Source organism: Cryobacterium sp. MDB1-18-1, from assembly GCF_004402735.1.
Taxonomy (GTDB): domain Bacteria; phylum Actinomycetota; class Actinomycetes; order Actinomycetales; family Microbacteriaceae; genus Cryobacterium; species Cryobacterium glucosi.
Genome location: NZ_SOFR01000055.1, coordinates 146649 through 170014, shown reverse-complemented (window position 1 = coordinate 170014; position 23366 = coordinate 146649). Strand labels below are relative to the sequence as shown.

Genomic DNA, 23366 nt, shown 5'->3' with positions numbered 1-23366 from the left:
CCCCGCCCATCCCGCCCGTCCTTCCCGCGAGAGTACACTTTTGGCCCTTAAAACCCGTTCTTAAGGGCCAAAAACGTACTCTCGCGAGCTACCGGAAGGGTCAGGCGGAGAGGGTGGCGGGCTCGGGGACGGGAGTCGCTGCGGGCGCACGGCGACCGTGGGGCAGGGCGAGTCCGATCAGGGCGGCCAGACCGAGCACGGATGCCCCGACGACGATCGCCGGGACCGCCGCATCCACGTAGCCGGTCGGGGTCAGCTCTCCTCCGGCACCTGTGAAGACGGCCGTGAGGACCGCGACACCAAGCGCCACGCCGATCTCGCGCAGGGTCGAGTTGGTTCCGGTTGCCTTCGCGTGGTCGTTCGGGACCATGTTCGCGAGCACTGCCGTTGAGCTCGGCGCGAACACGAGTCCCATTCCGACGCCGGCGAGGAGGAACGCGGGCACGAGGTCGATGTATGCAACCGTCGCACTCATCTCCACCGCCAGCCAGCCCATCGCGATGGCGAGGAAGGAGAGTCCGAGCACGATCGGAAGCCGGGTGCCCGTTCGCGGACTGAGCAGGCCGGTGAGCGGGGCGATCACCATGGGCGCGAGGGTCCAGGGCATCGTCATCAGGCCGGCCTCGAGCGGGGTGTGCCCCTGCACGATCTGCAGGAACTGGATCAGGATGAAGATGGACCCGAAGATGCCGAAGCTGAAGGTGAGGCCGACGAGGTTGGCGACGGTGAAGCTGCGGTCCCGGAACAGCCGGAGTGGCAGCAAAGGGTCAGGCGTGCGGGCTTCCCAGGCGATGAAGGCCGCGAGCAGGACCGCGCCGCCGGCGAGCGCGCCGAGGACCTCGAGGCTGGTCCAGCCCGCGTCGTTGCCGCGAACGATGCCGTAGACGAGACCGAAGACGCCGACCCCGGCGAGGACGAGACCCACGACATCCGCCCGGACCCTGGCCCCGAAGCTGTTCGGAAGGGCGACCAGGGCGAGTGGGATCGAGATCACGCCGAGCGGGACGTTCAACCAGAAGATGGCCTGCCAGTTCCAGCCTTCGACGACGGCGCCGCCGATGAGCGGGCCGAGTGCGACGCCGAGGCCGGAGATTCCGCCCCAGATACCGATCGCGGCCGGGCGGCGCTTCTCGCTGACCGAGCCGACGAGGAGGGTGAGCGACAACGGCATCAGGGCAGCGGCCCCGACACCCTGGATCGCCCGCGCGGTGATGAGCTGCCAGGGCTCTGTCGAGAGACCGGCGAGCGCGGAGGCGACCGTGAAGATCGCGATCCCGGCGAGGAAGACGGTTCGCCGGCCGAAGCGGTCGCCGATGGCGACGGCCATCAGCATGAAGGTCGCGAAGCTCAGCGAGTACGCGTTGATCACCCATTGCAGCTCCTCGATGGAAGCGCCGAGGTCTCGGTTGATCACGGGGAGGGCACCGGTCACGACGAGGTTGTCGAGGGTGGCCATGAACATGGGGAGTGAGGACGCGACGATGGCGAGCCAGATCGGGACGCGACGCGTGATGGGCTGGGACACGTGGTATCCAATCGAGGGGGCGAAGAAGCACGGAATGTTGTAATCGAATGATTACAAATAGAGACGATAGTTATTCGCGGATACCATGTCAAGAGTGAGTGAAGAATCCGGTACGGCAGCCAAAGAAACGACCACCGAACGAATCCCCGCGGCGTTGCGCAGGGAACAGATCCTGGCCGCGGCGAGCCGCGTCTTCGGCGAACGTGGATACTCCGGTGCCACGACCGACCAGGTCGCGCAGGCCGCCGGGATCAGCCAGCCGTACGTCGTGCGGATGTTCGGCACGAAGGAGAACCTCTTCCTCGAGGTCGTCGCCCGTGCTCTCGACAAACTCATCACGACCTTTCGCGTGGTCCTTGCCGAGCCCCAGCCGGCCGGCGACGACGACGCCGACTCGCTCGTCGCCCGTCTCGGGGCCGCATACGTCGACCTGATCGAGGACCGCGGCATCCTGCTCTCGCTCATGCAGGCCTTCATCACCGGGCATGACCCGGTGATCGGCGCCAAGGCCAGGGAGGGTTTCCTGCAGATCTACCGGATGCTGCGCGACGAAGCCGGGTTCCCCCCGGAGATCATCCGGGATTTCCTCGCGAACGGCATGCTCTTCAACACCCTGCTCGCCATCCGGCTCCCGGACATCTTCGAGGACGACGAGGCCGCCGAGGAGCTGATGCGGTGCGCCTTCCGGGGCAAGCTCGACGTCGTGCTCGACGCGACGGGCTCGCACGCCTCGCACGCCATGTCCGCCCCGACCGGCACTGCAGGGACACACTCATGAGTGCAGACATCGAGCGCGAGACCGAACCCAACGACGAGACGTCGTCCCGAAACAGCGCGCGGGTGCATTCCACCGCGAGCGGTCTCCTCCTCGTCGACAAGCCGCAGGGTTGGACGAGCCACGACGCCGTCGCCCGCACGCGGCGCCTCGCAGGTACCCGCAAAGTCGGCCACGCGGGCACCCTCGACCCGATGGCCACCGGCCTGCTGATCCTCGGCATCAACAGCTCGACCCGACTGCTCACCTTCATCGTCGGGCTCGACAAGGAATACCTGGCCACGATCCGGCTCGGCTCGGCGACGACCACGGACGACGCGGAGGGCGAGGAAGTCTCCCGCGCGCCTGAGGCATCCGTCGCACTCATCGAGCCCGCGGCCATTGCGGCCGGAATCGGCCAGCTGACCGGGTATATCAGCCAGCAGCCGAGCGCGGTGAGCGCGATCAAGGTCGACGGAAAGCGCGCGTATGCCCGCGTCCGCGACGGGGAGGACGTGCAGTTGCCCGCCCGGCCTGTCACCATCGCCGCCTTCGAACTGCTCTCGAGCACGCCCGTCGACGGCTTCCTCGACCTCGAGGTGCGCGTCGAGTGCTCCTCCGGCACGTACATCCGGGCCCTCGCCCGCGACCTCGGCGCCGGGCTCGGCGTCGGAGGGCACCTGACCGCGCTCCGCCGCACCCGCATCGGCCCGTTCCGTATCGAGAACGCCCAGCCCCTCGCGGAGCTCGACGTCGCCGCCGCTCTCATCAGTCCGGCGGATGCCGCGACGCGTGTGCTCGGGCGCCTCGACCTCACCGAACAACAGGCGATCGACCTCGGTCACGGCAAACGTATCGAGGTCACGACCGAGATCGCGGATACCGGGGCAGCGGGGACCGCGGCTCCGCTCGCCGCGATCGCCCCCGGCGGCCGGCTCGTCGGCCTCGTCGAGCTTCGGGGCACCCAAGCCCGCACCGTGATCAACTTCCCGCCCGACGAGGCCGCAGCGGGGGAGTCCTCGTGATCGAGTGGTTCACCTGGCTCCAGGTCGGTGTCGCGGTGCTCGCCGGCGTGCTCTGCCTGTTTCTCGGGCTGTTCGGCCGGGTCCCGAACGACCTCACGATGGGCGCGACGGCGCTCGTCGAACTGCTCCTCGTCGGGCAACTCGTCGTTTCGATCGCGGCACCCTTCGCCGGGAACACGGCGAGCGGCAGCCTGCTCGAGTTCTACACCTACCTCGTGAGCGCCCTCATCGTTCCCGTCGCCGCCGCCGCCTGGGCGCTCATCGAACGCAGCCGCTGGAGCACGGTCATTCTCGGCGGCGCGTGCCTCGCGATCGCGGTCATGGTGTACCGGATGTTCCAGATCTGGACAGTGCAGGGCTTGTGAGAGTCTCGCTCCCACAAGCTGCGATAATTAACAGGCCATGACCGGACCACAGAGCGCAGCCGAGAACGTCGTCGATGGACCGCAGAAGCGCAGGGTCACCGGCGTCGGACGCCTGCTGATCGCCGTCTACGGGCTGCTCGCGCTCGCCGCGACCGGGCGGTCGTTCGTCCAGATCGCCTCCAAGTTCGACCAGGCGCCGCTCGCGTACTCGCTGTCTGCGTTGTCCGCGGTCGTGTACATCGTCGCGACCATCGCGCTCGTGCGCAGCAGCGGCCGCTGGTACCGCGTCGCGTGGGTGACCATCTCCTTCGAGCTTCTCGGCGTGCTCGTCGTCGGCACCCTGAGCATCGTCGACCCCGCGCTCTTCCCGCACGACTCGGTCTGGTCGGTCTTCGGCAGCGGCTATCTCTTCATCCCGCTCGTGCTTCCGATCCTCGGGATGATGTGGCTCGTCCGCCACCGCCCTGCTCGTCCACAGGGCCCGGCACGACCACAGGGCCAGGCCGGTCGACAGGCCAGCTCGTGAAGGTCCTCTCCGGCATCGGCTCCCTCCCGCTCGAAACCGCCACCTCCGGCTCCGCGGTCACGATCGGGAAGTTCGACGGCGTCCACGCCGGCCATCGCGCCGTGATCGACCGGCTCAAAGACATCGCCGGAACGCAGGGGCTCACGGCGGTCGTCGTGACCTTCGACCGGCATCCGCTCGCCCTGCTCGCCCCAGAGAAGTGCCCGCCGTTCCTGATCAGCGCCGAGCAGAAGCTCCGGCTGCTCGCAGAGACCGGCGTCGACTGCACCCTCGTGCTCGAGTTCACCAGGGACCTCGCGAGCCTGCCGCCTGAGGTCTTCGTCGAGACCGTCCTCGTGAACGGACTGCACGCCCGGCACGTGCTCGTCGGCAGGGACTTCCGGTTCGGCGCGCACGGCGCCGGTGACGTGGCCCTGCTCACCGAGCTCGGCGCACGCTTCGGCTTCGCCGTAGACCTGATCGAGGATGTCAAGCCCGACCGGGTGCGCAGGGTTTCGTCGACCTGGATCAGGGAACTGCTCGCGAGCGGTGATGTGAGGGCTGCCGGCGAACTGCTCGGCCACACCCCGACCGTGCGCGGCGAGGTCGTGCACGGCGCGGCCAGGGGCCGCGAACTCGGGTTCCCGACGGCCAACCTCTCCGCGGAGTCCGAGGGGCTCATTCCTGCCGACGGCGTCTATGCCGGCTGGCTGACCGACGGCGCGGATCGTTACCCGGCCGCCATCTCGGTCGGCAACAATCCGACCTTCGACGGGGTCGCGCAGAAGCAGGTCGAGGCCTACGTACTCGACCGGGAGCTCGACCTCTACGGTCACGTCGTCGAGGTGTCGTTCGTCGACCGGATCCGCGGAATGGTCGCGTTCACCGGAATCGATCCGCTGATCCTGCAGATGCGGGCAGACGTCGACCAGATCCGCACTCTCCTCGCCGGCTCGACCCGCCACTGAAAGCGAGCGCGCTGCAGGGGCTCAGTGCTCAGCGCTCAGGGCTTAGGCCGCGGGGGAGCGCGGCCCGGTCGGTGTGAAGCCTTCCCGGCCGAAGAGGAAGAGCACGATGCTCACGGCCGTGCTCTCGATCACGGCTCCGCGCCCGACGCGCCAGCCGGCATCCGTCGCCACAAGCGTGCGGCGGCGCACGACCGCCTTGACCGGGGTGGGTGCCATCAGCGCCCGGCGCACGGCAACCGCGCCGAGCGCGACCGGCGAGACCTCAAGGGCCCTGCCGAGCGGATGCGCCAGGTCGAGTCCGTGGACGACGACCTCCGTCAGTTCGGTGATGCCGTGCCGCCCCCGGGCGGTCACCCGCCCCGCGGCGTACTCGGCGGCGGTGGTCTGCAGCGACGCGATGAGCTCAGCCGGCTCTGCCTCGGCGGCCCGGCGGCTGAGGGTGTCGACGGCATGGTCCACACTCAGGTTCGGCAGTTGCTCCCGCAGTGCCGTCCACCCGGTGCCGAGCAGCTCCCGCGTCGGGGTCCCGACCCGCCAGACAAGATGCCCGGCCGCGTCGCGCACCCGCCAGCCGCCGCAGAGGCTCGGTGTCTCCCATTCCTCCGCGGAAAGCGTCTCAAGGATTCCGGCGATTCCGGTCAGGGTCGCCGCGATATCCGCGCTCCAGTCGGACGTCGTCCCGGTGTCGTCCACCTGGGGCTTGCGGCTGAACGGCAGGTACTGGGAAATGTCGGGCATGACGTCCAGCCTAGACTCGCCCGGTGAATAGACTTGGCCGGTGAACCCCACCCCGATCCGCGGTCTCTGGGCCGGGCGAACCCTCGCGCTTCTGGGCATCCTCCTCGTCGCGGCCAACCTGCGCACGGCGGTCGCGGCGCTGTCTCCGATCGTCCTGGCGATCAGCGTCGACGTCCCGCTCGGGGCGCTCGCCATCGGCGTGCTCGGCATGCTCCCGCCGGTCTGCTTCGCGGTCTTCGGCATCTTCACTCCCGTCTTCACGCGCCGCATCGGGCTCGAGCGGGTCGTTGTCGTCGCCCTTGTCGCAATCCTCGCCGGTCACCTCCTCCGTGGCAGCGCGGGTTCCCTGACCTGGCTCATCGGCGGAAGCATCGTGACCTTCGCAGGTCTCGGCGCCGGTAACGTGCTGCTGCCCCCGCTCGTCAAGAAGTACTTCCCCGACCGGGTCGGCCTCGTGACCTCCCTCTACGTCACGGTGCTGTCTCTGAGCACCCTCGTTCCGCCTCTCATCGCGGTCCCGGTAGCGGATGCCGCCGGCTGGCGGGTCTCCCTCGGCATGTGGATGATCCCCGCGCTCCTCGCCCTCGTGCCCTGGGCCACCATGCTCGTGCGGCACCGGATGTCGCAGAGCGCCCCGCCGGCGGTTCCGGAGGCCGAGCCGGTGCTGCTGGCCCGCATCGGCCGTTCTTCGATCGCCTGGGCGATCGCCGTCGTCTTCGGGACGTCGTCGCTCAACGCATACGCGCTCTTCGCCTGGCTTCCGCTGATGCTCACCCAGACCGCGGGGATCAGCCCCGGCCAGGCCGGGACGTTGCTCTCCCTCTACGCCGCCGTCGGACTGCCGTGCGCGCTCGTCGTGCCGTGGCTCGCCGTACGGATGAAGAACCTCAGCCTCCTGATCTACGTCGGAATGTTCGCCTTCATCGCCGGAGACGTGGGTCTCCTCCTCGCACCGGGCACGCTCACGGTTCTCTGGGTGCTGCTCGCCGGCCTCGGCCCGCTCTACTTCCCGCTCGCGCTCGTGCTGATCAACCTCCGTACGCGCACCCACGAGGGCTCCGTCGCGCTCAGCGGGTTCGTCCAGAGCGTCGGGTACACCCTCGGCGCCCTCGGGCCGCTTGTCGTCGGCGTTCTGCACCAGCTCACGGGGGGCTGGAGTTGGCCGATCTGGTTCCTGATCGCGACCGGCCTCGCCGTGGGCTTCGCCGCGCGCGTGATCGCCCGCCCGCATCTCCTCGAAGACGACCTCGACCGTTCCCGCTGACCACGTGGGCTGAGGTGTCGCATATCGACGTTCCTGGGCCACGGAACCTCGATATGCGACACCTCAGGAGGGAGTCGGGGGTCGCAGCAAGGCACCGATGCGGCTCTGCTCATGTGAGCAAGATTTCCCACAACAGTTGAGGCGTGCGTCGAGGCGTCCTACGCTGGATGGGGAGCCAACGGAGGACCGCGTGATCGATACAGACGAACTGCTGTCCATCCGCGCCGCCGAACTCTATTACGAAGAGAACAAGACCCAGGACGAGATCGGCGCCGTCCTCCGGCTCACCCGCTGGAAGGTCGGCCGGCTCCTTGCGCAGGCCAAGGCGAGCGGCTTCATCCGGATCGAGATCGTGCACCCGCGGGCCCGCCGCCTTATCGTCGAGCGTCGCCTGCGGGAACACACCGGGCTGAGCGACGCCGTCGTCGTCTCCGCAGCCGGCGTCTCCACCGACGAGGAACTGCAGTCCCGGGCGGCCCAGGCCGCCGCCGACTACCTCACTGCGCTCCGTCCTGTTCCGGCGACCCTCGGCATCAGCTGGGGCCGCACCCTGCACGAGGTGGCCCAGGGCCTGAAGCCCGGCTGGGCGCGCGGCGTCAACGTCGTGCAGATCAACGGCGGCGTCAGCCTCAACCGGCGGGAGGGAACGGCCGCGGCGACCGCGGTCACGATCGCGCAGAAAGCGCTCGGCTCCGCGACCCTGCTGCCGAGTCCCGCGATCCTCGAGCGCGTCGAAACCAAGCTCGCGATCGAATCCGACCGCGCCGTCGCGACGGTCCTCGACCTGGGCAGCGCGGCATCCGCCTACCTGTTCAGCGCAGGCCAGGCCGACGAGAATTCGGCGCTCGTCGACAGCGGCTACCTCACTGCCGACCAGGTCGCCGAACTCGTGCGCAAGGGCGCCGTCGGAGACATCGTCGGCCGGTACATCAACGCGGACGGCCATATCGTCGACCTCGAGCTCGACGAGCGGACCATCGGCATCCGGCTCGAACAACTGCGCCGGGCACCGACCGCGATCGCCGTGATCGCGGGAAGCACCAAACACGCCGTCGCCCGCGCCATCGTCTCCAGCGGCCTCTGCACCGTGCTCGTCACCGACGAGGACACCGCCCTGGCCGTCCTGGGCGAAACCCACTGACCGGAACGCCCTCAGGCGCCCGGAGCCCCCGTGACACCCACCACCACCCTGCGAGGACATTTCATGACAAGCATCCCAGTGGTCGCGACCCAGCCGTCGACGAGGTCCCGTGCCCTCGCCCTCATCGGCGGCGAGGCCACAGACGCGAACCTCCGCCGCTACCTGCACGGGATCCCCGGGATCGACGCGGTCGGGCTCGAACAGCGTGCCGCCGCCCTCGGCACGCGCTCGATCAAGACGAGTTCGAAGAAGCGGGCGATCGACACGATCATCGGCCTGATCGACCTGACGACCCTCGAGGGCGCCGACACGCCGGGCAAGGTTCGTTCCCTCGTCGGCAAGGCGCTCACGCCAGACCCCGGTGACCCGGGCTGCCCCCGCGTCGCCGCCGTCTGCGTCTACGGAGACATGGTCCCGTACACCGTCGAGGCGCTCGGCTCCGCACACGCGGCCGGTCGCGACCAGGGCATCTTCGTCGCCTCCGTCGCCACCGCCTTCCCGAGCGGCCGCGCCTCCCTCGCGGTGAAGCTCGCCGACGTGGCCGACGCCGTCGCGGCCGGCGCAGACGAGATCGACATGGTCATCGACCGCGGGGCCTTTCTTTCCGGTCGTTTCGGCCAGGTCTACGACGAGATCGTCGCCGTCAAGGAAGCCTGCCGCCGCGCCGACGGCAGTGTCGCCCACCTCAAGGTGATCCTCGAGACCGGCGAACTCAACACCTACGACAACGTGCGCCGCGCCTCCTGGCTCGCCATCCTCGCCGGGGGCGACTTCATCAAGACCTCAACCGGCAAGATGCAGCCCGCGGCCACCCTCCCCGTGACCCTCTCGATGATCGAGGTCGTGCGCGACTGGCATCGCCTCACCGGCGCGAGGGTCGGCGTGAAACCGGCAGGTGGCATCCGCACCTCGAAGGACGCCATCAAGTACCTCGTCGCCGTCGCCGAGACCGTCGGCGAGGACTGGCTCACGCCGAGCCTCTTCCGCTTCGGCGCCTCAAGCCTGCTCAACGACGTGCTGATGCAACGGCAGAAGATGCGCGATGGACACTACTCCGGCCCCGACTACGTGACGATCGACTGAAGGAACCACGATGAGCTTTCTTGACTACGCTCCCGCGCCGGAGTCCCAGGCGCTGCTGCACCTCCGCCCCGAATACGGACTCTTCATCGACGGCGAATTCGTCGCCGGCCGCGGCGAGCCCTTCCAGACCATCAACCCCGCGACCGAGAAGCAGCTCGCCATGATCGCACACGCCGACGCGGCGGATGTCGACACCGCGGTCGCCGCGGCCCGTCGTGCATTCGAACGGCGCTGGTCGACCCTTTCTGGCAGCGACCGCGGCAAGTACCTGTTCCGGATCGCACGTCTCGTGCAGGAGCGCGCCCGCGAGCTCGCCGTTGCAGAGACCCTGGACAACGGCAAGCCGATCACCGAAAGCCGTGACGTCGACATCCCCCTCGTCGCCGCCTGGTTCTTCTACTACGCCGGCTGGGCGGACAAGCTCGACCACGCCGGCCTCGGCGTCAACCCCGCGGCGCGGGGCGTCGCCGCCCAGGTGATCCCGTGGAACTTCCCGCTGCTCATGCTCGCGTGGAAGATCGCCCCGGCCCTCGCCGCGGGCAACACCGTCGTCCTCAAGCCGGCGGAGACCACCTCGCTCACCGCGCTCCTCTTCGCCGAGATCCTCCAGCAGGCCGAGTTGCCGGCCGGCGTCGTGAACATCGTCACGGGGGGCCGCGAGACCGGGCAGGCGCTCGTCGGCCACTCCGGCATCAACCTCGTCGCCTTCACCGGCTCGACAGGGGCCGGCAGGGCCATCGCCCGCGCCGTCGCAGGGACCGACAAGAAGATCATTCTCGAGCTGGGCGGCAAGGCGGCGAACATCGTCTTCGACGACGCTCCGATCGACCAGGCCATCGAGGGCATCGTCAACGGGATCTTCTTCAACCAGGGCCACGTCTGCTGCGCGGGCAGCCGCCTGCTCGTCCAGGAGAGCATCCACGACGAGGTCGTCGACCGGCTCAAGCAGCGCCTCTCGACGCTGCGCCTCGGCGATCCGCTCGACAAGAACACCGACATCGGTGCAATCAACAGCGCAGACCAGCTGAAGCGCATCACCGAACTGTCCGCCATCGGCGAGGACGAAGGCGCCGAACGCTGGAGTCCCGACTGCGACCTGCCGGAGAGCGGGTTCTGGTTCCGGCCGACCATCTTCACCAATGTGTCGACGAGTCACCGCATCGCCCGCGACGAGGTCTTCGGCCCCGTGCTTTCCGTGCTGACGTTCCGCACCCCCGAGGAGGCGATCGCGAAGGCGAACAACACGCCGTACGGTCTCTCCGCCGGGATCTGGAGCGACAAGGGCAGCCGCGTCCTCGCCGTCGCCGACCGGCTCCGCGCCGGCGTGATCTGGGCGAACACCTTCAACCGGTTCGACCCCGCGAGCCCCTTCGGCGGTTACAAGGAGTCGGGCTACGGCCGCGAAGGCGGCCGCCACGGCCTCGCCGCGTACCTCCAGCCGGCGGGCAGCGCCGCAGTCGCCGCCGCCCGCCACGCCGTGGCCGTGGACGCCGATCATGCCGTCAAGCCGTCCGCAGCACGAAAGAAGGCCACCAAGTGACCCGCCTCGCCGTCCCCAAGACCTACAAGCTCTACATCGGCGGAAAGTTCCCGCGGAGCGAATCCGGTCGCGTCTATGCCGTGGCGACGCCGAGCGGCGACTTCCTCGCGAACGCGGCGCAGGCATCCCGCAAGGACGCCAGGGATGCCGTGGTCGCGGCACGCTCCGCCTTCGCGGGGTGGTCGCGTGCGACCCCGTACAACCGCGGCCAGGTGCTCTACCGCATCGCCGAGCTGCTCGAGGGCCGTCGCGCCCAGTTCGTCGAGGAGATCGTGCAGTCAGAGGGCGTGTCCGCGTCGGCCGCTGGCCGGCAGGTCGACGAGGCCGTCGACCGGTGGGTCTGGTACGCGGGCTGGGCCGACAAGTACGCGCAGGTCGCCGGCAATGCGAACCCGGTTTCCGGGCCGTACTTCAACATTTCCGTGCCAGAGCCGACCGGTGTCGTCGCGATCATCGCCCCGCAGTCCGGCGGGTCGCTGCTCGGTCTCGTGAGCGCCGTCGCCCCCGCCCTCGTCTCAGGCAACACGGTCGTGGTCGTCGCCGACGAAACCAGGCCGCTCTCGGCGATCACTCTCGGCGAGGTGCTCGCCACGAGCGACGTCCCCGGCGGGGTCGTCAACATCCTCACCGGGTCACCGGCCGAGATGGCGCCGTGGCTCGCGAGCCACGCCGACGTCAACGCGATCGACCTCCTCGGTGCAGGCGACCTCGACTGGGTGCACCTCGAGATCGACGCGGCCGAAACCCTCACCCGGGTGCTCCAGCCCGAATCCGGGGCGGATGCCGCGGCGCCCTCCCTCGCCCGGATCCTCGCCTTCACGGAGACGAAGACCGTCTGGCACACCAAGGGCCTGCTCTAGGCGCGGGGCTACTCCTCGTGGGGGCGGTCGGGGCCGTCCTCACGCAGCAGGTCCTCGAGCGCCTGGTCGACCTCGTCGAGTTCGGGTTCCGTGCCCGCCGCGACGCTCGCGGCCGTGCTCGTCAGCCGCGCGACGAGCGCCTTCGGGTCGTCGAGGTCCGCTGACGTCGGCAGAAGGTCGGGGTGCGCCCAGAGCGCGTCCCGACCGTCGTTACCGACGGCATCCGTCACGGCCTGCCACATCGCGGCAGCCTCGCGCAGCCGGCGCGGACGCAGCTCGAGCCCGACGAGGGTCGAGAACGCGGACTCGGCCGGACCGCCAGAGGCGCGACGGCGCTTGACGGTCTCGTTGATGGCATCGGCGCGGGGGAGCCTGCTCGTGGCCTCGACGGTCACGACGTCGACCCAGCCTTCGACGAGCGCGAGCATCGTCTCGAGCCTCGCGAGGGCGGCGAGCTGGGTCTCCGACTTCGGCGGGATCAGCGATCCGTTCAGGATCGCCTGCCGCAGTTCCTCGGGGTTGGACGGGTCGAAGCCCTCGGCGAGTTCTTCGAGACGCCCTGAGTCGATGCTGATGTCGTGGGCGAAGTCGGTGATCGAGCTGATCAGCCGCAGGCGCAGCCAGCGCGAATGCCGGAACAGCCTGGCGTGGGCGAGTTCCCGCACGGCCAGGTAGATCTGAACCTGGTCGATCGGCACGTCGAGGTCTTCGCCGAAGGCCGCGACGTTCTGCGGCACGAGGGCGGCCTGCTGGTCGGTCATGAGCGGGATGCCGATGTCGCCTCCTGAGACGACCTCGCTCGCGAGCTGGCCGACGACCTGGCCGAGCTGCATGGCGAAGAGGGTGCCTCCGATGCTGCGCATCATCTTGCTCGCGCCGGCCATCATGCCCTTGAGCTCCTCCGGCGCCTGGTCGGTGAGGACCTTGGTCAGGGAATCGGAGATGCTGTTCGCGACCGGCTCCGCCAACTGGGTCCAGACCGGCATGGATTCCGTGACCCACTCCTTGCGGGTGAGAAGGCGCGGGACCACCGTGAGTTCGGCGATGTCGGTCACCTCGTCGAGCCAGAGCGCAGCAATGTGGAACGCCTGGTCGAGGGCGGCGTGCTCGGCGGGAGTCACCGAGACCTGGCTCTCGGCCGCCTTGTTCTGGCCCTGCGTGAGCGCTGCGTCCCAGCTGATGCCGCCCTCGCCGTTGCCGCGGAGGGCACCCTGCAACTGCTGCATGAGAGCGTTGATGCTGGCCGGGTCTGCCGGCAGGCCGGCGGCTCCGGCGAGCTGGCTCGGATCGATGGAGGACTTGCCCGACAGGATGTCGCGCAACATGTCCCGGAATTCGTCTTCCGGGTTGGGACCCTCGTCGGGTCGGGAGTCGTCGGGCACTTCAGGCACCTCTCAGTCGCTTGCTTCTACGCTAGTCCGAGACGCCCGGCCCGAACTGGGAAATGACCTACGCTGAGAGGTCTGGTGTCCGCTTGCCGCGAACGCCCGGCATAACCTGGAAGGAGCCCGGTGGCCCTCTTCACCGACGACCCGACGCCATCCGACTCCGGCACCACCTGGGAAGAGCGATCGCCGCGCTCCCGGCGTGCAAGCAAGGCCGGTTGGATCGTGCTCAGCATCGCCCTGGCCTGCGGCATCATCCTCGGCGTCACCCCGGCCCCATACGTGATCGAGAAGCCGGGCCCCGTCTACAACACCATCGGCTCGACCATCTCTGAGGACGGTGCGGACAGGCCCCTGATCACCATCGACGGCGCGGAGACCTTCCCGACCGACGGAACGCTGGACATGCTCACCGTGTCCCTCGTCGGCAACCCGGACAACCGCCCGAGCTGGCTCAAGGTCGCCGGAGCGTGGCTGGATTCCAGCCAGGCCGTCATCCCGATCGAGGCGGCGTTCCCCTCGAACACCACGACGCAGCAGCGCGACGAGGAGAACACCGCGCAGATGGTCAACTCCCAGCAGGATGCGATCGCCGCCGCCCTGACGAACCTCGGCTACACCTACCCGACGATCGTCTCGGTTGTTTCGCTGCCCGACGGTTCGCCGGCGACGGGCGTCCTCAAAGCGGACGACCAGATCGCCACCGTCAACGGCGCCGCCGTCACCGACATCGCCTCCCTCCGTGCCGCGCTCACGGCGAACGGCGCCGGCGTTCCGGCCACTGTCGGCATCGTGCGCGGCGGCGTCGCGCAGGACCTCACGGTCACCCCCGTCGACTCGGACGGCTCCGCGATCATCGGGATCAACGTGAAGACCGAGTATCAGTTCCCGTTCACGGTCACCATCCAGCTCGACCAGGTCGGCGGCCCGAGCGCCGGCATGATGTTCGCGCTCGGCATCATCGACAAGCTCACCCCCGGGCTCCTCCAGGGCGGCGAGAACGTCGCGGGCACCGGCACGATCGATCAGGCGGGCACGGTCGGCCCGATCGGCGGCATCCGCCAGAAACTCGCAGGCGCCCGGAGCGCCGGAGCAGACTGGTTCCTCGCCCCCGCGGACGACTGCGACGAGGTCACCGGGCACATCCCGGACGGTCTCACGGTCTTCTCGGTCACGACCCTCGACCAGGCACTCACCGCGCTGGACGCCATCAAGTCCGGGGCGGACACGAGCGCACTCCCGCACTGCCCCGTGCAATAACGGGGGATACCCCAGCGGCCTTGCAGGGAACTCTGAGCCGGCTTGGGGCCGGCTGGCAGGCCTGCTCCCAGAACCCCTGTCTAGAATGAGGCCTGACCGCCGATTTACAGACCAAGAGGCCCATTCGTGACGTCACAATCCACCGGAAACGCTCCTCGCAGGAGTCGTGCCCCCCTCGCCATTACGGCCGCCATCATCGCGGGGCTGGTGATCCTGTTCTTTGTGTTCGCCGGCCTGTACGCCGATGTGCTCTGGTTCAACCAGCTCGGCTTCCTGAGCGTACTGACCACCCAGTGGGCGGCAGGAGCCGCTCTCTTCTTCGTGGGCTTCCTCGCCATGGCGATCCCGGTCTTCGTCAGCATCCAGATCGCCTACCGGATGCGTCCTGTCTACGCGAAGCTCAACTCGCAGCTCGACCGCTACCAGCAGGTCATCGAGCCGCTCCGCCGCCTCGCCATGTACGGCATCCCCGCTCTGCTCGGCCTTTTCGCCGGCGTCGCCGCCGCCACCCGCTGGCAGGTCGTGCTGATGTGGCTGAACCGCACCGACACCGGCACCACCGATCCGCAGTTCCACCTCGACGTGTCGTTCTACCTGTTCGACCTGCCGTTCTTCCAGGCGTTCCTCGGCTTCGCATCCGCCGTCGTCCTCATCTCGGCCATCGTCGCGATCGCGACCACCTACCTGTACGGGTCGATCCGGGTCAGCGGCCGCGAAATCCTCGTGTCCAAGGCCGCTCGCGTCCAGATCGCCGTCACGGCGAGTCTCTACCTGGTCCTGCAGGCGCTCAGCATCTGGCTCGACCAGTATTCGACGCTCACCAGCACGAACGACCTGATCACCGGTGCCGGCTACACCGACACCCACGCCACCATCCCCGGACGGGCGATCCTCGCCGGCATCGCCGCCGTCGTCGCCATCCTCTTCCTCGTCACGGCGATCATCGGTCGCTGGCGCCTCCCCGTGATCGGCACGGCGCTCCTCATCGTGACAAGCCTCCTGCTCGGCTCCCTCTACCCGTGGGTCGTGCAGCGCTTCCAGGTCGACCCGAGCGCGAAGTCCCTCGAGGCCGAGTACATCCAACGGAACATCGATCTCACCCGGAACGCATACGACCTCTCCGGTGTCACCGAGGTCCCGTACAACGCGACGACGACCGCAGAGCCAGGGGCACTCCGGGCGGACGCGACGACGACCGCCAACATCCGGATCCTCGACCCGGCGCTCGTGAGCGACGCCTTCTCGCAGCTGGAACAGTTCAAGCAGTATTACCAGTTCCCGAAGAACCTCGATGTGGACCGGTACACGATCGACGGCAAGTCCCAGGACACCGTCGTCTCCGTCCGTGATCTCAAGCTGTCCGGGCTCAACGCCGGGAACACCTGGGTGAACTCGACGATCGTCTACACCCACGGGTACGGCGTCGTCGCGGCATACGGCAACCAGCGCTCGGCAGACGGCCAGCCCGTGTTCCTCGAGTCCGGCATCCCGACGACCGGATCGCTCGGAACTTACGAGCCGCGGATCTACTTCGGTGAGAACTCACCGACCTACTCGATCGTCGGGGCCGCGGCGGACAGCAAGCCCGTCGAGCTCGACTATCCGTCCGGCACCGATGGCGCCCAGCAGACCTACACGACGTTCACCGGCAACGGCGGTCCGAAGCTCGACAACGCGTTCAACAAACTCATCTATGCGCTGAAGTTCCAGTCCGAGCAGATATTCCTCGCCAACGACGTCAACGACCAGTCGCAGATCCTCTACGACCGCGACCCCGTCACGCGCGTGCAGAAGGTCGCCCCCTACCTGACCCTCGACTCCTCCGCATACCCCTCTGTCGTCGACGGCCGGGTCAAGTGGATCGTCGACGGCTACACGACGAGCGCGGACTACCCGTACTCGACACCGGTCGGCCTGAGCGACGCCATCACGGACACCGAGACGCCCGCACAGCCGTTCGCGCTCGACAAGATCAACTACATGCGCAACTCGGTCAAGGCAACGGTCGACGCCTATGACGGCTCGGTCACCCTCTACGCGTGGGATACCACGGACCCGATCCTGAAGACGTGGCAGAAGATCTTCCCGTCCACGGTCAAGCCCATGAGCGATATGAGCGGCCAGCTGATGAGCCACGTCCGGTACCCGGCCGACCTCTTCAAGGTGCAGCGCCACATCCTGAGCCAGTATCACGTGACAGACCCCGGCTCGTTCTACTCGCACGACGACGCGTGGACGACGCCGAACGACCCGGTGTCGCCGTCGACGAACACGACTCTCCAGCCCCCGTACTACCTCACGATGCAGGTGCCCGGTTCGGAGAAACCGGCATTCACCCTGTACTCGACCTTCATCCCGGACGCGACGGGTACCACGAGCCGGAACGTGCTCACCGGGTACCTCGCCGTCGACTCGGATGCCGGCGCGACCGACGGAGTCAGATCGGCGGAATACGGAAAGCTCCGCCTGCTCACCCTGCCGAAGGCGAACACGGTGCCTGGCCCCGGCCAGGTGCAGGCGAAGTTCAACGCCGACCCGACGGTATCGACCCAGCTCAACCTGTTGAAGCAGGGCCAGTCGAAGGTGCTCAACGGCAACCTGCTGACGCTGCCCGTCGGTGGCGGGCTCCTGTACGTGCAGCCGGTCTACGTGCAGTCGACGGGTGAGACCAGCTACCCGCTGCTGCAGAAGGTTCTCGTGGCCTTCGGTGACCAGATCGCCTTCGAGGACACCCTGAACAAGGCGCTCGACGTGCTCTTCGGCGGCAGTTCGGGTGCGCAGGCCGGTGACACTTCGGTGCCGACCACCGGAACGACGACGCCGACGACAGGCGGCACCACGACACCCTCGACGACGACGGGCAACCCGGCAACGGATGCCCAGCTCCAGGCGCTCCTGGCCGTCGCCAAGCAGGCTATTGCCGACAAGCAGGCGGCGCTGACCGCCGGCGACTTCGCGGCCTACGGTGTGGCGGACAAGAAGCTCTCCGACACCGTCGCGAGCATGCTCGCCCTGCTGGGCCAGTAGCAGACAGCAGCACCGGCCGCGGACAGCATCCGTGGTCGTGACGGCCGGTTCCCCTCGGGGAGCCGGCCGTCCGTGCGTGTGGCACAACGCACGAGCGCCGGCACAGAACCCGCGCAGCATGCACGGCGCCGCGTGGTTCGACTGGGCCTCAAGGCTGTGATAAGCTACTTCTTGTAGCGCGGGGTGGAGCAGTTCGGTAGCTCGCTGGGCTCATAACCCAGAGGTCGTAGGTTCAAATCCTGCCCCCGCAACAGATGCCCCCGGAACCGTAAGGTTCCGGGGGCTTTTTTCATACCCGGAACCGATACCCTCGGTGGATGACCTGCCCCACGACCCGGCCCCTGGCCTACGCCGAGACCGGGCATGCCTGAATGTTCACCATCGACAGGGACGATCCTGCGCGACCGGACGTCCATCGGCTGCTCGACGAGCATCTTGCGGATATGTTCGCCTCCTCGCCGGCCGAGAGTGTCCACGCCCTCGACCTCGAAGCCCTGTCCGCACCGGAGATCCGATTCTGGACCGCTCGGGAAGGCGGCACCCTGGTCGGCTGTGGGGCCCTGAAAGAGCTGACGAGTGACCACGCCGAGCTCAAGTCCATGCGCACAACGCGGGAGGCGCGCGGTCGCGGAGTGGCGGCCGGGCTCCTCTCGCACATCCTCGACGACGCACTCCACCGGCGCATCGGGCGCGTCAGCCTGGAAACCGGGACCCAGGACTCTTTCGCCCCGGCCCGGCGGCTGTACCTGCGCGCCGGCTTCGTCGAATGCCCGCCGTTCGCCGGGTACACCCTCGACCCCAGCAGCGTCTTCCTGACCATCCGGCTCGCTCGGGAGTGAGCCTTACTCCGGTGGGCCGCCGGTGATCGGTCAGTGGATCGCAGCGAGCAGAATGCCGACGCCGACGAAGAGAACTCCGAAGATGCGGTTGAGTACCCGCTGGCCGCGCGCGTCCCTGGTGAAGCGCTGGAATGACCGCGCCGTTCCCGCGAAGAAGAGCCACATCACGAGCACGTCGATCACGATCACCGTGGCTGCCGCGATCAGGTATTGCGGGAGCGCGGGGCGGTCGAGCCGGATGAACTGGGGGAGGAAGGCCAGGAAGAAGACGATCGCCTTCGGATTGAGCAGGTTCACCCACAGGCCGCGACGGAACATCGACCAGCGCGGCTCGTCACGGAGAGCCCGGGCGCTCTCGGCGTCCAGGCTCGGCTTCGCGAGGAACTGCCGAATGCCCAGGTAGACGAGGTACGCGGCGCCCGCATAGCGGATGATGTTGAATGCGACAGGCGAATTGGCGACGAGCAGCCCAACGCCGAGGGCAACGATCGTGATGTGCACGACCAGTGCAGCCTGTTGGCCGAGGATGCCCCAGATGGAGCGGCGGAACCCGGAATTGAGGGCATTGCTCATGGTGTTGATCGCCCCAGCCCCGGGCGTGAAACTGATCAGCGCACCCGCACCCACGAGGGCCAGCCAGAGGGAGAATTGCACCGCTCCAGCCTAGGGCCTGCCTGAACCCGTGGATTGCGGTGGGTTGTGTCAGAATCGACCCGTTCCCCGACGTCGTTGTCCGAGAGAGATGAGTGCCATGAGCGAAGTACCCGTTGTCCCGCACTGGATCGATGGCGCCGAGCACGCCGGGGTGTCCGGCCGTACTTCTCCGGTCTTCGACCCGGCCCTCGGCACCATCACGAAAGACGTCCCCCTCGCCGACGCCGGCGAGATCGAAGCCGCCGTCGCATCCGCCAAAGCCGCGTTCCCGGCGTGGCGCGACCTGTCGATCGCCAAGAGGCAGTCGATCATCTTCACGTTCCGCGAACTGCTCAACGCCCGCAAGGGTGAGCTGGCCGAGATCCTCACGAGTGAACACGGCAAGGTGCTCTCCGATGCCCTCGGCGAGATCACGCGGGGGCTCGAGGTCGTCGAATTCGCCTGCGGCATCCCGCACCTGCTCAAGGGCGAATACTCCGAGAACGTCGCCACGGGCGTCGATGTGTACTCGACCCGCCAGGCCCTCGGCGTCGTCGGCATCATCAGCCCGTTCAACTTCCCGGCCATGGTGCCGATGTGGTTCTTCCCGATCGCCATCGCGGCCGGCAACACCGTGATCCTCAAGCCGAGCGAGAAGGACCCGAGCGCAGCCATCTGGCTCGCCAGGCTCCTCAAGGAGTCCGGTCTACCCGACGGCGTCTTCACGGTCCTGCACGGGGACAAGGTGGCCGTTGACGGCCTCCTCACGCACCCCGACGTCAAGGCGATCTCCTTCGTCGGATCGACCCCGATCGCCCGCTACGTCTACGAGACCGGCACGCGGCACGGCAAGCGGGTGCAGGCACTCGGTGGCGCCAAGAACCACATGCTCGTGCTTCCGGACGCCGACCTCGACCTTGTCGCGGACTCGGCGGTCAATGCCGGCTTCGGCAGTGCCGGGGAACGGTGCATGGCCATCAGCGTCGTCGTCGCGGTTGAACCGGTCGCCGACGAGCTGGTCGGGAAGATCGTTTCCCGGATGACGGCCCTGACCGTCGGTGACGGGCGTCGCTCGTGCGACATGGGCCCGCTCATCACGGAAGTTCACCGCGACAAGGTCGCAAGCTACATCGAGATCGCAGCGGATGACGGCGCGACGATCGTCGTCGACGGTCGCGGCATCGAGGTCGACGGAGACAAGAACGGGTTCTGGTTCGGCCCGACCCTGATCGACCACCTCCCCGTCACCTCGAAGGCGTACACCGAGGAGATCTTCGGCCCGGTGCTCGGCATCGTCCGGGTCGACACCTACGAGGAGGGCGTCGCCCTGATCAACGCCGGTGCGTTCGGCAACGGCACCGCGATCTTCACCAACGATGGCGGGGCCGCGCGCCGGTTCCAGAACGAGATCGAGGTGGGCATGATCGGCATCAACGTGCCCATCCCGGTCCCGGTCGCGTACTTCTCGTTCGGCGGCTGGAAGAACTCGCTGTTCGGTGACACCAAGGCCCACGGCGCAGAGGGCGTGCACTTCTTCACCCGCGGCAAGGCGATCACCAGCCGCTGGCTCGACCCGAGCCACGGAGGCATCAACCTGGGCTTCCCCCAGAACCGATAACAGCCGAAAAACAGGTTGGGCCCCGCACCGAAGTGCGGGGCCCAACCTGTTTCAGTACTGATTCAGCGGGTGAAGACCTACTTGCCTGCCTTGCGGGCCGGCTTCTTGGCGTCCGTGTTGGACTCGGCGGCGGCCGCTGCGGCCGAACGACCGGCACGAACCTCTTCGAACGAGGTGCCGTAGTACGCGGCCTCCATGATGGTCTTCATGTCGGCGAGCATCGGCATCCGCGGGTTGGCCGGTGCGCACTGGTCGCCGTATGCACCCATGGCGAGCGAGTCGAGGCGACCGATGAAGTCTTCCTCCACAACACCCTGGGCCTGGAACGACGGCTTGATGTGCACGGCGTCGCGCAGCTTCTCAACGGCGGTCGCGTACGACTCGATGCCCTCTTCAGGAGTCGAGGCCGGCAGCCCCAGGTGCTTCGCGATCTGCTGGAAGCGCTCGGGAGCGATGTAGGTCTCGTACTTGGGCCAGCTGGTCAGCTTGGTCGGGATCTTGCCGTTGTAGCGGATCACGTGCGGCAGGTAGGTCGCGTTCACTCGTCCGTGGATGAGGTGCATCTGGGCGCCGGTGACGTGAGCCATCGCGTGACAAATTCCGAGGAACGCGTTACCGAACGCCATGCCGGCGATCGAGGATGCGTTGTGCATCTTCTCGCGCGCCTTGATGACCTTGTCGTCGGTGCTGTTCTGCGTGCCGTTGACCGAGGTCTCGATGTTCTCGAAGATCAGCTTGATCGCGTGCAGGCACATGCCGTCGGTGAAGTCGTTCGCGTAGACCGACACGTAAGCCTCTGTCGCGTGCGTCAGAGCGTCGAAGCCGGAGTCGGCGACGAGGAAGGACGGCATTGCGGCGGTGAGCGCGGGGTCGATGATCGCGACGTTCGGCAGGAGTGCGTAGTCCGCGAGCGGGTACTTGACTCCGGAGACCTCATCGGTGATGACCGCGAACGGCGTCATTTCCGAACCGGTACCCGAGGTGGTCGGGATGCAGACGAGCTGGGCCAGTTCGCCGAGGTCGGGGAACTTGAACGCGCGCTTGCGCACGTCGAAGAACTTTTCCTTCATGTCGGCGAATTCGATTTCGGGGTGTTCGTACAGGAGCCACATGACCTTCGCGGCGTCCATGGGCGAACCGCCACCGAGGGCGATGATCGTGTCGGGCTTGAAGGCGCGCATTTCCTCTGCACCCTTCTTGACCGCGGCGACGGTCGGCTCGGGGAGCACGTTGTCGATGATCTGGAGGGACACGCGGTTCTCGCGACGGTTGAGCACGTCGAGGATCTTGTCAACGAAGCCGAGCTTCGTCATGGTCGCGTCGGTGACGATGGTGACGCGTTCGACGTGGCGCATGTCCGCCAGGTAGCGGATGGCGTTCGGCTCGAAGTACGTCTTGGCGGGGACCTTGAACCACTGCAAGTTGTTGTTCCTTCGACCGATCCGCTTGATGTTGATGAGGTTGATGGCCGACACGTTGTTCGAAACGGAGTTGTGTCCGTACGAGCCACAGCCGAGCGTCAACGAGGGGATGAAGGCGTTGTAGATGTCACCGATGCCACCGAGCGAGCTCGGGGCGTTGGTGATGATCCGGACGGCCTTGACGCGGATACCGAATTCCTCGATGATCGCGGGGTTCTCGCTGTGGATCGATCCGGAGTGGCCGAGTCCGTCGAATTCCACCATCTGCTCGGAGAGCGTGATGCCCTCTTCTGCATCCTTGGCGTGCAGGACCGCGAGCACCGGGGCGAGCTTTTCGCGCGTCATCGGTTCCTGCGGTCCGACGCTGCCGACCTCGACCATGATGATCGAGGTGTCTTCGGGAACGGTGAATCCGGCCTGCTGCGCGATCCACACCGGCGACTTGCCGACGACGGAAGCGTTGAGCTTGGCGCCGCCACAGTTTTCCGAGTGTGCCTGGACACCGAAGATGAACTCTTCGAGGAGGGTCTTCTCCGCCGGGGTCACGAGGTACGCGTGCAGCTTCTTGAATTCGACGAGTGCCTCTGCATAGAGCGGCTCTTCAATGATGACGGCCTGCTCGGAAGCGCAGATCATGCCGTAGTCGAAGGACTTCGAGAGCACGACGTCGTTGACGGCACGCTTGAGCTTGGCGCTCTTCTCGATGAATGCCGGAACGTTTCCCGCACCAACGCCGAGGGCCGGCTTGCCGCAGGAATACGCGGCGCGGACCATTGCGTTGCCGCCGGTCGCGAGGATGGTCGCAACACCGGGGTGGTTCATCAGGAGCGTGCTCGCCTCGAGGGAGGGAACTTCGATCCACTGCACGCAGTTCTTGGGGGCGCCGGCGGCGATTGCCGCGTCGCGCACAATGCGGGCAGCTGCGACAGAAGACTGCTGGGCTCCCGGGTGGAAGCCGAAGATGATCGGGTTGCGGGTCTTAATGGCGATAAGGGATTTGAAGATTGCAGTCGAGGTGGGGTTGGTCACCGGGGTGATACCTGCGATAACACCGACCGGCTCGGCGATTTCTGTAATTCCGGTAATAGCGTCGCGGCTGATAATGCCGACGGTCTTAAGATTCTGCATCGAGTTCGTGACGTGCTCGCACGCGAACAGGTTCTTCACGGCCTTGTCCTCGAATACGCCACGACCGGTTTCGGCTACTGCGTGGACGGCGAGCTCAGCATGTTTGCTGAGGGCCGCGACGGAGGCCTTTTTTACGATGTGGTCGATCTGCTCTTGGGTGAAGTCAGCGTATTCGGTGAGCGCCTGCTGTGCTCCCTGAACGAGTGAGTCGATTTGGCTAGCAAGTGACTCAGTGACTGGTTTGTCCGTAATGGTCATGGTGCCCCTCTTCGGCGGCCCAACTTGGG

At 67.4% G+C, this 23366-nt stretch carries 19 protein-coding genes and 1 tRNA gene; 15 read left to right on the top strand and 5 right to left on the bottom strand.

Annotated elements, in window-relative coordinates; genetic code table 11:
• Positions 1 to 100: 100 nt before the first annotated feature.
• The gene (locus E3O50_RS14745) at positions 101 to 1525 is read right to left on the bottom strand and encodes a DHA2 family efflux MFS transporter permease subunit (protein WP_241975392.1); all 1425 of its coding nucleotides are present in this window, start codon (positions 1523 to 1525) and stop codon (positions 101 to 103) included.
• 94 nt (positions 1526 to 1619) lie between these two features.
• Here E3O50_RS14745 and E3O50_RS14740 point away from each other — a divergent pair, with 94 nt between their 5' ends.
• The 5 genes from E3O50_RS14740 to E3O50_RS14720 are packed head-to-tail and all read left to right on the top strand — an operon-like array spanning position 1620 to position 5142.
• Positions 1620 to 2303: a TetR/AcrR family transcriptional regulator gene (locus E3O50_RS14740; RefSeq protein ID WP_241975391.1), complete on the top strand. Its 684-nt coding sequence runs from the start codon at positions 1620 to 1622 to the stop codon at positions 2301 to 2303.
• A complete protein-coding gene (gene truB / locus E3O50_RS14735; RefSeq protein WP_134445855.1) occupies positions 2300 to 3304 on the top strand; it encodes a tRNA pseudouridine(55) synthase TruB in 1005 nt (334 codons plus the stop codon). Before E3O50_RS14740 ends, truB begins: the two co-directional genes overlap by 4 nt.
• Positions 3301 to 3669: a hypothetical protein gene (locus tag E3O50_RS14730; protein ID WP_134445854.1), complete on the top strand. Its 369-nt coding sequence runs from the start codon at positions 3301 to 3303 to the stop codon at positions 3667 to 3669. The genes truB and E3O50_RS14730 overlap by 4 nt, the downstream gene beginning before the upstream one ends.
• Positions 3670 to 3706: 37 nt before the next feature.
• Positions 3707 to 4195, top strand: a complete 489-nt coding sequence (locus E3O50_RS14725; protein WP_134445853.1) for a hypothetical protein — start codon at positions 3707 to 3709, stop codon at positions 4193 to 4195.
• The gene (locus E3O50_RS14720; RefSeq protein WP_241975390.1) at positions 4192 to 5142 is read left to right on the top strand and encodes a bifunctional riboflavin kinase/FAD synthetase; all 951 of its coding nucleotides are present in this window, start codon (positions 4192 to 4194) and stop codon (positions 5140 to 5142) included. Before E3O50_RS14725 ends, E3O50_RS14720 begins: the two co-directional genes overlap by 4 nt.
• A gap of 42 nt (positions 5143 to 5184) precedes the next feature.
• Here E3O50_RS14720 and E3O50_RS14715 read toward each other — a convergent pair whose 3' ends face one another.
• Positions 5185 to 5880, bottom strand: a complete 696-nt coding sequence (locus E3O50_RS14715; protein WP_166790666.1) for a maleylpyruvate isomerase family mycothiol-dependent enzyme — start codon at positions 5878 to 5880, stop codon at positions 5185 to 5187.
• Between the two features lie 40 nt (positions 5881 to 5920).
• Between E3O50_RS14715 and E3O50_RS14710 the strand changes: the two genes are divergently transcribed.
• From E3O50_RS14710 to E3O50_RS14690, 5 genes are all read left to right on the top strand, one after another.
• Complete coding sequence (locus tag E3O50_RS14710; protein ID WP_134445851.1) at positions 5921 to 7144, top strand: MFS transporter; 1224 nt, start codon at positions 5921 to 5923, stop codon at positions 7142 to 7144.
• A 190-nt stretch (positions 7145 to 7334) separates the two neighbouring features.
• Positions 7335 to 8285, top strand: coding sequence for a sugar-binding domain-containing protein (locus E3O50_RS14705; RefSeq protein ID WP_134445850.1), 951 nt, complete (start codon positions 7335 to 7337; stop codon positions 8283 to 8285).
• 63 nt (positions 8286 to 8348) lie between these two features.
• Complete coding sequence (deoC, locus tag E3O50_RS14700) at positions 8349 to 9368, top strand: deoxyribose-phosphate aldolase (protein ID WP_134445849.1); 1020 nt, start codon at positions 8349 to 8351, stop codon at positions 9366 to 9368.
• A 10-nt stretch (positions 9369 to 9378) separates the two neighbouring features.
• Positions 9379 to 10908, top strand: a complete 1530-nt coding sequence (locus tag E3O50_RS14695; RefSeq protein WP_134445848.1) for an aldehyde dehydrogenase family protein — start codon at positions 9379 to 9381, stop codon at positions 10906 to 10908.
• Positions 10905 to 11768, top strand: a complete 864-nt coding sequence (locus E3O50_RS14690) for an aldehyde dehydrogenase family protein (protein WP_134445847.1) — start codon at positions 10905 to 10907, stop codon at positions 11766 to 11768. The genes E3O50_RS14695 and E3O50_RS14690 overlap by 4 nt, the downstream gene beginning before the upstream one ends.
• A gap of 8 nt (positions 11769 to 11776) precedes the next feature.
• On the opposite strand, the gene E3O50_RS14685 is transcribed toward E3O50_RS14690, so the two are convergent.
• On the bottom strand, positions 11777 to 13093 hold the full coding sequence (locus E3O50_RS14685) for a zinc-dependent metalloprotease (RefSeq protein ID WP_134445988.1): 1317 nt from the start codon (positions 13091 to 13093) through the stop codon (positions 11777 to 11779).
• A 186-nt stretch (positions 13094 to 13279) separates the two neighbouring features.
• On the opposite strand from E3O50_RS14685, the gene E3O50_RS14680 reads away from it, so the two are divergent.
• The 4 genes from E3O50_RS14680 to E3O50_RS14665 all read left to right on the top strand — a co-directional run bounded on the left by E3O50_RS14680 (position 13280) and on the right by E3O50_RS14665 (position 18279).
• Entirely contained in the window at positions 13280 to 14413 is a 1134-nt protein-coding gene (locus E3O50_RS14680; protein ID WP_241975389.1) for a S16 family serine protease, read from the top strand.
• 126 nt (positions 14414 to 14539) lie between these two features.
• On the top strand, positions 14540 to 17440 hold the full coding sequence (locus tag E3O50_RS14675) for a UPF0182 family protein (protein WP_174774617.1): 2901 nt from the start codon (positions 14540 to 14542) through the stop codon (positions 17438 to 17440).
• Between the two features lie 177 nt (positions 17441 to 17617).
• Positions 17618 to 17691 (top strand) — tRNA-Met (locus E3O50_RS14670).
• Positions 17692 to 17811: 120 nt separating this feature from the next.
• Positions 17812 to 18279: a GNAT family N-acetyltransferase gene (locus E3O50_RS14665; protein ID WP_134445846.1), complete on the top strand. Its 468-nt coding sequence runs from the start codon at positions 17812 to 17814 to the stop codon at positions 18277 to 18279.
• 30 nt (positions 18280 to 18309) lie between these two features.
• On the opposite strand, the gene E3O50_RS14660 is transcribed toward E3O50_RS14665, so the two are convergent.
• Entirely contained in the window at positions 18310 to 18933 is a 624-nt protein-coding gene (locus E3O50_RS14660; protein WP_134445845.1) for a LysE family transporter, read from the bottom strand.
• An 88-nt stretch (positions 18934 to 19021) separates the two neighbouring features.
• On the opposite strand from E3O50_RS14660, the gene E3O50_RS14655 reads away from it, so the two are divergent.
• A complete protein-coding gene (locus tag E3O50_RS14655) occupies positions 19022 to 20530 on the top strand; it encodes a CoA-acylating methylmalonate-semialdehyde dehydrogenase (RefSeq protein WP_134559478.1) in 1509 nt (502 codons plus the stop codon).
• Between the two features lie 77 nt (positions 20531 to 20607).
• Here E3O50_RS14655 and adhE read toward each other — a convergent pair whose 3' ends face one another.
• Positions 20608 to 23337, bottom strand: coding sequence for a bifunctional acetaldehyde-CoA/alcohol dehydrogenase (gene adhE, locus E3O50_RS14650; protein WP_134445843.1), 2730 nt, complete (start codon positions 23335 to 23337; stop codon positions 20608 to 20610).
• Positions 23338 to 23366: the final 29 nt, after the last annotated feature.